We start from the raw sequence: 13,557 nt of genomic DNA on the forward strand, positions 1-13,557 counted from the left end.
TACCAGTGAGACTGTTATGTTGACCATCGTTCAAGACGCGTTAACCTTCGATGATGTCCTATTACTCCCTGCCTACTCTACTGTTCTCCCAAAAGATGTCTCTCTAAAGACACGCCTGACTCGCGGCATTAACCTGAATATCCCACTTGTTTCAGCAGCTATGGATACTGTGACTGAGTCACGTATGGCAATTGCGATGGCACAAAATGGCGGTATCGGTATTCTGCACAAGAACATGGATATTGCTGCCCAGGCCGCAGAAGTACGCCGTGTGAAAAAATTTGAAGCCGGTATGGTGAAAGATCCGATCACAGTTACCCCAGAAACTACAGTACGTGAACTGATCGCTGTAACTCAAGCGAATAACATCAGTGGCGTACCCGTGGTTAAAGACGGTAAAGTGGTTGGTATCGTGACAGGTCGTGATACACGTTTTGAAACCAATCTGGAACAGCCGGTTAGCAATATCATGACTGGCCAAGACCGTCTGGTGACTGTGCGTGAAGGCGAATCGAAAGAAAACATTCAGGCCTTATTGCAAAAAAACCGTATTGAAAAAGTGATCGTTGTTGGCGAAAACAACGAATTAAAAGGCTTGATCACGGTAACTGATTTCCGTAAAGCGGAACTTTATCCAAATAGCTGTAAAGATGATTTAGGTCGTCTACGTGTAGGTGCAGCAGTCGGTACGGGTGCTGAAACACCAAGCCGTGTAGAAGCACTGGTTGATGCTGGTGTAGATGTGATCGTTGTGGACACTGCACATGGTCACTCTGCGGGTGTGATCGAGCGTGTACGCTGGGTCAAACAGAACTACCCACAAGTTCAAGTGATTGGCGGTAATATCGCCACTGGTGATGCTGCGCTTGCCTTGCTTGATGCGGGTGCGGACGCCGTAAAAGTGGGGATTGGTCCTGGCTCAATCTGTACAACTCGTATTGTGGCTGGTATTGGTATGCCACAAATCTCTGCAATTGATTCTGTTGCACGTGCATTGAAAGAACAGATTCCATTGATTGCTGATGGTGGTATCCGTTTCTCTGGAGATATGGCAAAAGCGATTGGCGCTGGTGCAAGTACCATCATGGTGGGTTCACTGATGGCCGGTACTGAAGAAGCACCGGGCGAAGTTGAATTCTTCCAGGGCCGTTACTACAAGGCTTACCGTGGTATGGGTTCTTTGGGTGCGATGGCTGGTGCGACTGGTTCTGCTGACCGTTACTTCCAGGATTCTAAAGCCGGTGCTGAAAAACTGGTTCCTGAAGGTATTGAAGGTCGCGTACCGTACAAAGGCCCAATGGGCAATATCGTGCATCAGATGATGGGCGGTCTGCGTTCTTCTATGGGCTATACTGGTTCTGCAACGATTGATGATCTTCGTCAAAATGCCAAGTTTGTGAAAATCACATCTGCCGGTATGTCTGAGTCTCACGTGCATGATGTAACCATCACCAAAGAAGCGCCAAACTACCGTATGGGTTAACTTTCGCTGATTGTTTACTCTAAAAAAGCCGTCATCCTCATGACGGCTTTTTTGTTTTGGTGTACAGTGTTGCACAATGAAAAAGGATGATGTAAATCACCCGCTAAGAAGTGAGACAAAGCATGAGTTATTTTGGTACCGATGGTATTCGTGGAAAATTTGGTGAGTTACCGATTACACCTGAATTTGCCCTGAAATTAGGTTTTGCGGCAGGAAAAGTATTAAAACGAAATAGCAAAAAAAACAAACCATTGGTGGTACTGGGGAAAGATACCCGTTTATCTGGTTATATTCTGGAATCTGCGCTACAGGCAGGACTCAATGCGGCAGGTGTTTATGTGCATCTGCTTGGACCTTTGCCAACACCTGCCATTGCCCATTTGACCCGTGCTTTGCATGCTAGTCTCGGTATTGTCATTTCTGCATCACACAATCCGTATTTCGATAACGGGATTAAATTTTTCTCGAGTGAAGGCAAAAAACTGCCTGATGCTTTGCAGGATGAGATCAACCAGGAACTGGAAAAAGAACTGGTGATCGAAGATAACGCGAACTTGGGTAAAAGTTTCCGTGTGAAAGATGCTAATGGTCGTTATATCGAATTCTGTAAGTCGACTTTCCCATACCATTTAGACCTGAATGATTTAACCATTGTCGTTGACTGTGCCAATGGTGCAGCTTATAGCGTTGGCCCTGCGGTTTTCCGTGAACTGGGTGCTAAGGTTATTTCCATCTATGATGAACCGACCGGTCTGAATATCAATGAGAACTGTGGTTCAACTCATCCGGAAAATCTGCAAAAAGCAGTGGTTGAGCATGGTGCTGATTTAGGCATAGCCTTCGATGGTGATGCTGACCGCGTGATTATGGTCGATAAAAACGGTGAGCAAATTACCGGCGATCATATTCTGTATATTCTTGCGACTCAGGCAAAAAATAAGCCAGCTGGGATTGTTGGTACCTTGATGAGCAATATGGCGCTGGAACTGGCCCTCGAGAAAGCTGGGGTAGAGCTGCTACGTGCCAAAGTCGGTGACCGTTATGTACTGCAAGGTCTGGAAGAAAAAGGCTGGTCGATTGGTGGTGAGCCATCAGGCCATATCCTGACTTTGGACAAGAGCACCACAGGCGATGCGATTATTGCTGCGCTGCAAGTCTTAACCGTGATGGTCGAGCAGAAGAAAGCACTGCACGAGTTAGTGGCTGATTTTAAATTATTGCCGAATGTCTTGGTGAATGTACGTCTGAATACCATGTTTGACCCGTACTCAGTGCCTGCTTTGACTGCAGAATTTAGCAAAGCTGAAGAACAGCTCAAAGGCCGTGGCCGTTTACTGATCCGTAAATCAGGGACTGAACCGGTGATCCGTGTCATGGTGGAAGGCGAGGATCTTGCAGAGGTAACCACACTGGCAAATTCATTGGCTGATGCGGTACGTGCCAACGCCGCTTAAATGGGGGAAGAGTGAATGAGCGATCTGATTAAGGATCTAAGTGAACTGCGTCTGAACTACCAAAAAGGCGAGCTACATGAAGATCAGGTCAATCCCAATCCGCATATGCAGTTTTTGCAGTGGTTTAACCATGCACTTGCTGCACAGCTGCATGAACCTTATGCCATGTCATTGGCAACTGCAAATGCACAGGGTCGTCCGCATGTGCGCACAGTGTTGCTGCGTGGTGCGACTGAAGCGGGTTATGATTTCTATACCAATTATGATAGTCAGAAAGGTCTGGATCTGGCCGAAAACCCGTATGCTGAACTGCTGTTTTACTGGCAGGAACAGGAACGTCAGATCCGGATTAGCGGTAAGGTAATTAAAATTTCGGAAGAAGAATCAACTGACTATTATCATAAACGTCCGCGCGAAAGTCAGATCGCTGCGCATATCAGTACCCCGCAAAGCGGTGTGGTTGCGAGTCGTGAAGAACTACAGCAACGTTTCTGGAATCTGCATCAGCAGGTTGCCAATCAGGAAGAGCTGGATAAGCCGGGATTCTGGGGCGGCTATCGTTTGCAGCCGGATTATTATGAATTCTGGCAGGGCCGTCCCAACCGTTTACATGACCGCCTGAGTTATGAAAAAATCGATGGGGCGTGGAAACTACAACGATTGATGCCATAACAATGCCTAAACTTGAAATCAAGCAAAGACCTTTACTGACACGCCCTGAATCTTTTCAGGGCGTGCCTTCATTTGTAGCTAACATTCTGGCACGCCGTGGCGTGGAATCTGAACAGGAGCTGGAGCTGAAACTCAAGCATCTGCTGGCTCCGACCATGAAAGGCTTAACGGAAGCGGTCCAGCTGATTGATCAGGCTATAGATGCCGGCCAGAAAATCGTAATTGTCGGTGACTATGATGCTGATGGGGCGACCAGTACCACACTGATGGTACTTGCTCTGCGTGATATGGGTGCTCATGTCGACTATCTGGTTCCTGACCGGTTTAAGTATGGTTATGGCCTGACACCTGCGATTGCGGATCTGGCTTTTGCTAATTTTACGCCGGATCTTTTAATCACAGTGGATAACGGGATTTCCAGTCATGAAGGCGTGAAACAGGCGCAAGATCATGGTATGCAGGTGATTATTACCGATCACCACTTAACTACCAAGCCTACACCTGCAGCAGAGGCTGTGGTCAATCCCAATCAGCTGGGTTGTGATTTTCCAAGTAAGGCCTTGGCAGGTGTAGGGGTAGCTTTTTATGTTCTGGCAAATCTATCGACTCATCGTAAAAAGTTGGGTAAATCTTCAACGGTTATTACCAATTATCTGGATCTGGTCGCTTTAGGTACTTATGCAGATGTCGCAAGTCTGGACTATAACAACCGTATTCTGGTGGATGCCGGCTTAAAACGGATTCAACATCATCTTTGCCGACCTGGCATCAGTGCCTTGCTGGAGATTGCTGGTCGTGATGCAGCTACGCTCAAAGCACAGGATCTGGGTTTTGTGCTTGGTCCACGTATTAATGCTGCGGGTCGTATGGAAACCATGGATATCGGGATTGAGTGTCTGCTCGCTCCGGATCTGGCAACCGCTTATCCACTCGCAGAACAGCTGAATCAGCTCAATGTCGAACGCCGTCAGGTAGAAGGCAAAATCAAACAGGAAGCTTTGACTGAACTGGAAAAAATCCAGCTGGATGAGAATACTTTGCCAGCCGCACTGATCATGTTTGAACAGCACTGGCATCAGGGCGTGATCGGGATTGTAGCGGGGCGCTTAAAAGAACAGTTTCATCGTCCAAGTATTGTGTTCGCAGCAGATGAAGATGGGATTCATATCAAAGGTTCGGCACGTTCCATCGAAGGGATTCATATCCGGGATAGCATTGAACGGATAGCAGAGCAGTATCCGCATCTGGTCAGCCATTTCGGTGGACATGCGGCTGCAGCGGGACTAACCATTAAAAAGCAGCATTTTGCTGAATTTAAACAGGTCTTTGAACAGCTGATTGCAGAGATGGATGAAAGCCTATTTACCGCTACGCTGTGGACTGATGGGGAACTACCGGCATCAGCTTTCCAAATTGAAACGGTCGATTTACTGCAAAACTTAAGTCCATGGGGGCAAAAGTTTCCTCAACCGATTTTTGAAGGCATCTTTAAGATTCTGGATTACCGCTGGCTCAAGGATGTACATCTGAAATTACGTGTTGCCTTAGAGAATGGACAGGTTGTGGATGCGATTGCTTTTAGTGCCATCGATAAATACAAGTTTGATCCGATGAAGCAGCATGTTCGTCTGGTCTATGAACTGGATAAAAATGTATTTAATGGCAATGTCAGCCTGCAAATGCGAATTGCTCATCTGGAACAATAAATTATTCAAATAAAAAACCGCTCAATTGAGCGGTTTTTTTGGACTTTTAATCTTACAGATTAGAAGCGGTAAGCAGCTCGTATATTGAATATATCAGCATTATCACCAAAATCAATAGAACCTTCTAGGCTAACTTGCTGGTTAAAGAATTTCTTCGCACGAATAGTAAAGACATCGCTACCTTCAAAGTCAGAATCAGAGTAGCCCAGACCAACACTGAAAGTCTTGTCTAAATATAAATCTGCACCGAGATTATAGGCATCAATGTCACCAAAGCTTGCGCCCCCCTCAAAATTCATATCATATTGACCAACTTGAGTAACATATTTGGCACGTAAGGTTGGATCAATTTCATCATCTGCATCATCTTGAGAAATGCCAATAAGACCGATCGCAACTAAGAAGCCAGGCACAGGTAAATAACCGACTTCAGCTGTATAACTAGTCTCATCAACAGCATCATTATCAAAATGAGAAATATTGCCGTTCAAATAAAAATCTGAGTTCGGAACAAAGTATTCAATGCCTGCGCCGATGCCAAAAGTGTCAGAATCATCTTCATAACTTAGAACGCCATTTATATTACTAGCGCGATTTAAGAATGCAGCTTCATTTAATGGAGAGTTTTTAACTTGAACCTGATTAAAATAATAAGTACCGTCAATCGCGAATCTTGTGTCTGAACCACCTTGATCACGATCAATAATACCAATAGAGCCCCCAACTTCAGTTTGGTAAGCATGAGCAGTTCCTAGGCCAGCAAGAAGTGCTGTAGCAAGAGTAAATTTCTTAAGCATTTAGAGTTCTCTCTTTGTTATAAAATACATCTGTTTTATTAACAGCTGTAACAAATTGTACAGATAATAATCGCCCCGTCAATGTGCAAAAACTACCTAAATGCTTGTTTAAAGTGCAATAAAAAACCCATCCGAAGATGGGTTTTTTATAGTGAAATTTCTTAATCTGAATTAGAAGCGGTATTTTGCAGCCAAACCGAATGAGTTGTAATCTCGGTTAAACTGTTCGCCAAAGCCTACACGACCTTCCAAGCTCACTTGTTCATTAAAGAATTTACGAGCGCTTACACCAAACTCACTACGATCTGTCAGATCATTGTTATGGTAGTCAGCACCAACACTTAAAGTTTTATCGATGAAGTAGTCAGCTTTTAAGTTGTACTCATCCAGGTCGCCAAATGCAGCGCCAGCTTCAAGGTTAATGTCTTTACCATTGCTCAAGGTAGTCACATATTTAGCACGTAATGTTGGATCTACACCGTCGTCCTGGTCATTATCCCAACCTTTCACACCTGCTGCAATTAACAGACCTGGTGCAGGTAAATAACCTACTTCTGCAGCATAAGTAGTTAGATCGTTATCAAACTCATCATTATCTTGCAGATCATGGCCACTTACTTTACCACTTAAGTAAAAATCTGAATTTGGTACGAAATACTCTGCGCCTACACCATAACGATGCGCTTCAGAATCACCAACTTCTCGGTATTCATACTCAGCTTTCACATTACTTGCACGGTCAAGGAAGGCTGCTTCGGCTAATGGTGCATTACGTGTTTCAACTGGATTAAAGTAATATGTGCCATCAACACCAAAAGAGCCGCTTGAGCTACCATTATCCGGGTCTGTTAGGCCTGCAGATGCACCCACTTCTACTTGATAAGCATGAGCTGCTGTACCTGTAAGAGCTACGGCTGAAAGTAATGCTGAAGCGATTGCTAGTTTTTTCATGCGGATACTCCCCTCTGAAAAATATGGCTAAAATTAATACACTTTTTGTTACAACTTTAAGTCTAGACCAATTCCAATAATCGTCAATCAAAGGAAAGTTACTACATTGTGAGTAAGGTAATATTATGTAATTTTCATTTAATAACTAATTGAATTCAAAAACTAAAAATGAAATGTTTTGTTTTATTAAAAGTGTGTAGATATTGTGGAATGTATTGAAAATGCTATTTTTTTATCTTATTTTGTAGAGGTTTTAGGGTTTTAAAATGAATCAAAAACTGAGTATAAAAATACAGCGAAATATATTTAACAATAGAATGAGAAAGTATTAAAAATAATATTTAGCTATTTTATCGGGCTGACAAATTTTGTAATTAAAAAATGTGCTAGTGACATTTTCTTACTTAGCTTTAAAGATGGATTTATCGCTATAAATTGGCGAAATAGACTGTGATATAATATTGACCTAAGAATTTATACCTAATTTTGATTGAGAGTAATTCACGTGGAAATTAATCCGTATCTAAACCAATTAAAAGACTTAAACGAACGTGGTCAAACACTACGGGGGTATCTTTGACTACGATCTGAAAAAAGAGCGTTTAGAAGAAGTCCTGCGTGAATTAGAAGACCCGGCGATCTGGAATGACCAGAGTCGTGCTCAGGCCATGGCCAAAGAAAAAGGCGAGCTTGAAAGTGTACTTAATGTACTGGACGGCTTAACGACCCAGCTTGAAGATGCCCAAGCAATGCTTGACCTTGCGGTTGAAGCAGATGAAGAGGCCATGCTGGAAGATGTGCAGGCTGAGCTGAATGCGGCTGAAGAAGGACTGGCGAAGCTTGAGTTCCGTCGTATGTTCAGCAATCCGATGGATCCAAACCCTTGCTATGTGGAAATTCAGGCAGGTTCCGGCGGTACCGAAGCACAGGACTGGGCATCTATGCTGCTACGTATGTACATGCGCTGGATCGAACGTCATGGTTTTAAAGCTGAACTGATGGAAGAATCTGATGGGGATGTTGCCGGGATTAAATCTGCGACGATTCGTGTCGAAGGTGAGTATGCTTATGGCTGGTTGCGTACCGAATCTGGTGTACACCGTTTAGTGCGTAAATCACCATTTGACTCGGGCAACCGTCGTCATACGTCATTTTCTGCCGTGTTTGTCTCACCTGAAGTAGATGACAATATCGAAATTGAAATCAATCCTTCAGATGTCCGTACCGATACCTACCGTGCATCAGGCGCGGGTGGTCAGCACATTAACAAAACTGACTCTGCCGTGCGTTTAACTCACATTCCAACTGGTATCGTGGTGGCGTGTCAGAACCAGCGTTCACAACATGCCAACCGTGACCATGCCTGGAAACAGTTGCGTGCCAAGCTGTATGAGCTGGAAATGAATAAACGTAATGAAGCTGCACAGGCATTGGAAGATTCTAAGTCCGATATTGGCTGGGGTAGCCAGATCCGTTCTTATGTTCTCGATGATTCACGTATCAAGGATTTGCGTACAGGAGTGGAAAATTCCAATACTGGCGCAGTTCTGGACGGTGATCTGGACAAATTTATCGAAGCAAGCCTGAAACAGGGCCTGTAAGAAATCGTTTAAAAGCTGGCGTAACAAAGCTTTAACAGACTGTGACTCTTATATCTAAATTATTCGATATATAAATCGAAAAAATACGATATAATGGTCGCAGATGCTGAATGAAGTTTCGTTGCGCCACTGATTGTGATGTGCCTATGGACCTTGATCTAATTTTTAAAGCCTTAGCCAATCCGACCCGTCGACAAATTCTGGAGTGGTTAAAATCTCCAGAGCAATATCTGTCTGCGGAAGAGTGTGGTGGCTTTCAACGTGGGGTCTGTGCAGGTCAAATTGAACGTTTGGGCCAGGTTTCACAGTCCACCATGTCCAATCACCTGTCGGTATTACAGCAGGCTGGCCTGATTACTGCGACCAAGCATGGACAGTGGTCATATTTCTCCCGCAATGAAACTTTGATTCAGCAATTTATCGAACACCTACAACAACACCTTTAACAGGTGGGAGTAACGATGGCTGAATTAAATTCTCCTTTAACGCTCGGTGCGTTAGAGCTTAAAAACCGTGTCATCATGGCGCCGCTGACCCGTAGCCGCGCAACTGCTGATCGCGTTCCAACCCCCATGATGGTTGAATACTATGCGCAACGTGCAAGTGCTGGCCTGATCATTTCTGAAGCGACAGTGATTTCTGAAGAAGCCAATGGCTATCTAAATACCCCAGGATTGTTTACCGATGCTCAGGTCGAAGGCTGGAAAAAGGTCACTCAAGCGGTTCATGAGAAGGGCGGTTTGATTGTTGCCCAGCTTTGGCATGTTGGTCGTGTATCGCATCCGGATCTGTTAAATGGTGAAACACCAGTCTCTGCAAGTGCAGTACAACAGGCGGGTCATGTCAGCTTGTTACGTCCAAAACGTCCATACGTTACGCCACGCCCCTTGGAAGTTTCTGAAATTCACGCGATTACCGAGCAATACAAGCAAGCCGCGATTCGTGCCAAAGAAGCCGGTTTTGACGGTGTTGAATTACATGCTGCCAATGGTTATCTGATTGACCAGTTCCTGCAAAGCAAAACCAATCAGCGTGAGGATGAATACGGCGGTTCAGTCGAAAACCGTACACGTTTCCTGCTAGAGGCGACTGATGCACTGATTGAAGTATGGGGTGCGGATCGAGTAGGGGTACATTTTGCGCCGCGTGGTGATGACCATGACATGGGCGACAATGATCCACGTGAAACATTTGGCTATGCCATGGAGCAACTGGGCAAGCGCAAGATTGCCTTCTTCTTTACCCGTGAATATCTGGCTGAAGACAGTATTTCCGAATATATGAAAGAGCGTTCTGGTGGAGTGCCTTATATTGCCAATATGCAACTGAGTCGTGAAGATGCGATTGAGCTGTTGGCAGCTGAAAAGGCAGATGCAGTCGCATTTGGTAAAGCCTACATTGCAAATCCTGATCTATACGAACGTCTGCTTGATAATGCACCGCTTAATGAGCTGAAAATGGAAAATATGATCGGCAGTCAGGTGGCTGAAGGTTATATTGATTATCCAACTTTGGCAGAAGTTAGAGTATTAAGCACCATAGAATAATTCGAAATAAGAGCCACATCGATTAACATGTTGATGTGGCTCTGTTATATTTTGCCGATTGAATCTGTTTTGGGGCGCAATGTGGCTACTCCATTCTGGTATAACGCAGCCTTGGCGCTAGCGAAACCGCTTTATCAATCCCGTATACGTAAACGTGCAACCAGTCCGGAACAATTACAACAAGAACTGCTGGAACGTTTTGGTCCTTTCCAGTCCCCTAAAAACCTACAGACGATCTGGTTTCATGTGGTATCCGTAGGGGAAACCAATGCCGCTCAACCTTTAATTGAACATTATTTAAAACTTGGGCATCCGGTTCTAGTGACCAATACCACCAAGACTGGGCAGGCACGTGCCAAATCTCTCTTCTTAAAAGAACCTTATTTAGACTTATTCCAGGCTGTATATTTGCCAGCTGACCAGAAAACCCTGATTCGTGATTTTTATCAAAAATATCAGCCTAAAGTGCTGTTATTAATGGAGACTGAGCTCTGGCCAAATCTGATTGACCAGGCACCGAATTTTAATGTGCGTTGCCTATTATTGAATGCCCGTCTTTCTGAAAAATCTGCCAAAGGCTATGGCAAAGTCAAAGGCCTAACCCGTGGCATGCTTAAGAATTTAACCGGCCTTTTGGCTCAGGATACAGCAACCCAGCAGCGTTATATTGATCTGGGTATAGCTTCAGAAAAAACTCAGGTCTTGGGCAATATCAAGTTTGATATCACGGCACCGCAGCAATTTATTAATCATGCTGCCCAATTGAAACAGGAATGGTCTCTACAAAGTCGGAAAATTATCACTCTCGCCAGTACACATGCCCCAGAAGAGCAGCAATTGATGGCTGAGCTTAAAGCTGCGTTAGATGCAACTCCAGCATTGGTTTGTATCGTGGTGCCACGCCATCCGGAACGTTTTGATGAGGTGTTCCAAGCTGCACAGTCCTTAGGTTTAAGAACCCAACGTCGTAGTCTGGGGCAACGTATCGAAGAAGATACTCAGGTTTATCTGGCAGATTCCATGGGCGAGATGTGGCTGTGGTATGCCTTGAGCCGAGCCTGTTATGTTGGCGGCTCTTTGAATGAACCAGGTGGTGGGCATAATATTCTGGAGCCGGTTGCGCTGAATGTCCCAACGATTCTGGGTAAAAACTATTTTAACTTTCAGACGATTGTGGATGAGTTTGTCCAGGCGCATGCCGTAGAAGTGGTGCAGGATGCTAAGCAGGCTGCTGAGACTTTGCTAGAAATTCTGAATAATTCAGCTAAAGCTGAAAGCTTGAATACTGCTGCACAAAAGATTATGCAGCAAAATCAGGGTTCACTTGAAAGGCATATTCAGGTGATTGATCAATATCTTTGATTATATTCTGATTTGTGAAGAAGCCGATTTTCATGAATTGACTGTATAAGGTTAAAACTAAGCCTTATCTTTATAGATTTAATGCTAGCGCTCTTCTTTCTTTTACTTTTGTTTCGGCAAAAGTAACAAAACCATTTGTCATCCACAAAAATCGTCATATACCATCTTTTTGCAAAGATATCGCAGAACCTATATAAGGCAAAAAGAGTCCTGCCTAGGACAATTGTGGATGACGTTTCCGCGTATCCAGTGATGGATTTGTTGAGTTAATTTTTTATGAATATCGTCCTGCTTGATCCCCGCCAAACTGAATCTGAACTATGGCCGATTAGCTCAAAGCGACAACTGGAGCATTTGCAACAGCATCTTGAGATTCAGGTTGGTGACACATTAAAAGTTGGGATTCGGGAAGGGAAACGGTATTTAACTGAAGTTGTCGAAATTTCTGAAAAAGCAGTTTTATTGAAACCCATTCAAGAAGAATCAGTTCCTGCAAAGCTGCCTGTTACCTTGATTGTGGCCTTGCCACGCCCTAAAGTTTTGCGCCGTCTGATCATGGATGCTGTGACCATGGGGGTAGAAAAGATCATTTTATTGCATAGCTATCGGGTGGATAAAAGCTATTGGCAGACCCCATTTTTGCAGCAGCTGAATCATTATATCGATCTCGGGCTAGAACAGGCAGGAGATACGCTTGCTCCGAAAATTGAGCTGTATAAACGCTTTAAACCTTTTGTTGAAGATATTTTGCCGGGACTCATTACAGCAGACTGTCCAGCCTTTGTTGCACATCCTTATGCGGAACAGCCGATGCCATATGCACTTCAGCATCCTTGCACGATTGTCATTGGCCCCGAAGGTGGCTTTATTCCGTATGAAGTTGATTTGCTCATAAAAAACGGCTGCCAGGCAGTGAGCCTTGGCAACCGTATTCTCCGTACTGAAACGGCGATTTCATATGTTTTAGGTCGACTGTTTAGCGCGAGCTGAGGCATCTTCATGGCCATCGCCACGATAGACTTTCACTTCCTGCACCGGATATGGAATCGAAATATTATGTTCAGCAAAGGCTTGTATCACCCGTTCCTGAACTGCACTGATTGAGGTGCCTATGCCTGTTTCAGTGGTATTGACCCACCATAAGGCTTTGAGAGTAATCGAGAAGTCTGCCAGTGCAATCACATTGACGCTAAATGCAGGTTGACTCAGGATGGTCGGATCTTTATCCAGAATTGCAGTAATAATATCCTTGGCTTTCTGGATATCATCTTCATAACCGATCCCGACCGAAAATTCACAGCGGCGACGGGTATAAGCAGTATTCACTGTCACTGCACTGGTATAGACCGTAGCATTTGGAATTACGATACGACGACCATCTGGCGAGCGTAAAAAGGTTGCACGAATCTGGATATCTTCCACGGTACCTTCCAGACCATTCACGATAATGTCATCGCCAATCTTGAAGGGTTCGCCCAGCAAAATCAGTACACCTGAGAGCAGATTCTGGAAAATATCCTTAAATGCGAAACCGATCGCCACCGAACCAATCCCAAGCGCACTCATCAGCTGACCCGGGGTGAAACCTGGAATCGCAATCACCAGCCCGATTAAAACACCGAAGAAAACAATCACGGTACTACCGACACGGTTCAGCACCAGTACCAGATTCTGTCGGGTATAAGTACGGTTTTCTAAAGTCTTACGGACAAAAAACTTAAACAGTTTTGACAGTAACCAGAAAATGACAATGACTGTCAGTGCGATGCAGAAATAAGGCACACGCTCCCAGAAACCCTCCATGATCTTGTCAATGGTGCTATAGGCATCATTGTACTTGGAGGTATGTTCGATCACGGTTTGGGCAGTTTTTTCAGTCGCCTGATGCAGGAGCTCAGTCGTCCCTTCAGTTACCTGGCTTAAAGTATTCTCTTGTTCAGCCACAAAAACTCCACAATTTAAATTTCGCTTATTTTGCCTCAAC

The 13,557-nt window shown here is 44.5% G+C and carries 12 protein-coding genes; 9 read left to right on the plus strand and 3 right to left on the minus strand.

The window, feature by feature from the left end; genetic code table 11:
* Positions 1–16 precede the first annotated feature (16 nt).
* From guaB to recJ, 4 genes are all read left to right on the plus strand, one after another.
* Positions 17–1,483: an IMP dehydrogenase gene (guaB, locus tag FTU00_RS00485; protein WP_034170242.1), complete on the plus strand. Its 1,467-nt coding sequence runs from the start codon at positions 17–19 to the stop codon at positions 1,481–1,483.
* 122 nt (positions 1,484–1,605) lie between these two features.
* Entirely contained in the window at positions 1,606–2,937 is a 1,332-nt protein-coding gene (gene glmM, locus FTU00_RS00490; RefSeq protein WP_034703592.1) for a phosphoglucosamine mutase, read from the plus strand.
* Positions 2,938–2,952: 15 nt separating this feature from the next.
* Complete coding sequence (gene pdxH / locus FTU00_RS00495) at positions 2,953–3,609, plus strand: pyridoxamine 5'-phosphate oxidase (protein WP_180178873.1); 657 nt, start codon at positions 2,953–2,955, stop codon at positions 3,607–3,609.
* 2 nt (positions 3,610–3,611) lie between these two features.
* Positions 3,612–5,315 (plus strand): single-stranded-DNA-specific exonuclease RecJ, encoded by a 1,704-nt coding sequence (recJ, locus tag FTU00_RS00500; protein WP_180025270.1) that lies wholly within the window; start codon positions 3,612–3,614, stop codon positions 5,313–5,315.
* Positions 5,316–5,374: 59 nt separating this feature from the next.
* On the opposite strand, the gene FTU00_RS00505 is transcribed toward recJ, so the two are convergent.
* On the minus strand, positions 5,375–6,112 hold the full coding sequence (locus FTU00_RS00505; RefSeq protein ID WP_180178874.1) for a putative porin: 738 nt from the start codon (positions 6,110–6,112) through the stop codon (positions 5,375–5,377).
* 171 nt (positions 6,113–6,283) lie between these two features.
* Positions 6,284–7,063, minus strand: a complete 780-nt coding sequence (locus tag FTU00_RS00510) for a putative porin (protein ID WP_180178875.1) — start codon at positions 7,061–7,063, stop codon at positions 6,284–6,286.
* Positions 7,064–7,568: 505 nt separating this feature from the next.
* On the opposite strand from FTU00_RS00510, the gene prfB reads away from it, so the two are divergent.
* The 5 genes from prfB (at position 7,569) to FTU00_RS00535 (ending at position 12,563) form a co-directional block, all read left to right on the plus strand.
* A protein-coding gene (prfB, locus tag FTU00_RS00515; RefSeq protein ID WP_180178876.1) for a peptide chain release factor 2 occupies positions 7,569–8,664 on the plus strand; the annotation gives its coding sequence in 2 pieces (ribosomal slippage) (positions 7,569–7,640 and positions 7,642–8,664; 1,095 coding nt in all).
* 146 nt (positions 8,665–8,810) lie between these two features.
* A complete protein-coding gene (locus tag FTU00_RS00520) occupies positions 8,811–9,110 on the plus strand; it encodes a helix-turn-helix transcriptional regulator (protein WP_121979733.1) in 300 nt (99 codons plus the stop codon).
* Positions 9,111–9,125: 15 nt separating this feature from the next.
* Positions 9,126–10,211, plus strand: a complete 1,086-nt coding sequence (locus FTU00_RS00525) for an alkene reductase (RefSeq protein ID WP_166139484.1) — start codon at positions 9,126–9,128, stop codon at positions 10,209–10,211.
* 81 nt (positions 10,212–10,292) lie between these two features.
* The gene (locus FTU00_RS00530) at positions 10,293–11,573 is read left to right on the plus strand and encodes a 3-deoxy-D-manno-octulosonic acid transferase (RefSeq protein ID WP_180178998.1); all 1,281 of its coding nucleotides are present in this window, start codon (positions 10,293–10,295) and stop codon (positions 11,571–11,573) included.
* Positions 11,574–11,849: 276 nt separating this feature from the next.
* Positions 11,850–12,563, plus strand: coding sequence for a 16S rRNA (uracil(1498)-N(3))-methyltransferase (locus FTU00_RS00535; RefSeq protein WP_179991928.1), 714 nt, complete (start codon positions 11,850–11,852; stop codon positions 12,561–12,563).
* Here FTU00_RS00535 and FTU00_RS00540 read toward each other — a convergent pair.
* Positions 12,537–13,517: a mechanosensitive ion channel family protein gene (locus FTU00_RS00540; protein WP_159123798.1), complete on the minus strand. Its 981-nt coding sequence runs from the start codon at positions 13,515–13,517 to the stop codon at positions 12,537–12,539. The genes FTU00_RS00535 and FTU00_RS00540 overlap by 27 nt on opposite strands.
* Positions 13,518–13,557 lie beyond the last annotated feature (40 nt).

Origin of the sequence: Acinetobacter sp. YH12041, assembly GCF_013419975.1 — a bacterium.
Taxonomy (GTDB): Bacteria; Pseudomonadota; Gammaproteobacteria; order Pseudomonadales; family Moraxellaceae; genus Acinetobacter.

Excerpts from the sequence above, each read along its gene's own strand:
- recJ (WP_180025270.1), top strand. The coding sequence starts at position 3,612 with ATGCCTAAACTTGAAATCAAGCAAAGACCTTTACTGACACGCCCTGAA.
- pdxH (WP_180178873.1), top strand. The coding sequence starts at position 2,953 with ATGAGCGATCTGATTAAGGATCTAAGTGAACTGCGTCTGAACTACCAA.
- guaB (WP_034170242.1), top strand. The coding sequence starts at position 17 with ATGTTGACCATCGTTCAAGACGCGTTAACCTTCGATGATGTCCTATTA.
- FTU00_RS00535 (WP_179991928.1), top strand. The coding sequence starts at position 11,850 with ATGAATATCGTCCTGCTTGATCCCCGCCAAACTGAATCTGAACTATGG.
- glmM (WP_034703592.1), top strand. The coding sequence starts at position 1,606 with ATGAGTTATTTTGGTACCGATGGTATTCGTGGAAAATTTGGTGAGTTA.
- FTU00_RS00505 (WP_180178874.1), bottom strand. The coding sequence starts at position 6,112 with ATGCTTAAGAAATTTACTCTTGCTACAGCACTTCTTGCTGGCCTAGGA.
- FTU00_RS00525 (WP_166139484.1), top strand. The coding sequence starts at position 9,126 with ATGGCTGAATTAAATTCTCCTTTAACGCTCGGTGCGTTAGAGCTTAAA.
- FTU00_RS00510 (WP_180178875.1), bottom strand. The coding sequence starts at position 7,063 with ATGAAAAAACTAGCAATCGCTTCAGCATTACTTTCAGCCGTAGCTCTT.
- FTU00_RS00520 (WP_121979733.1), top strand. The coding sequence starts at position 8,811 with ATGGACCTTGATCTAATTTTTAAAGCCTTAGCCAATCCGACCCGTCGA.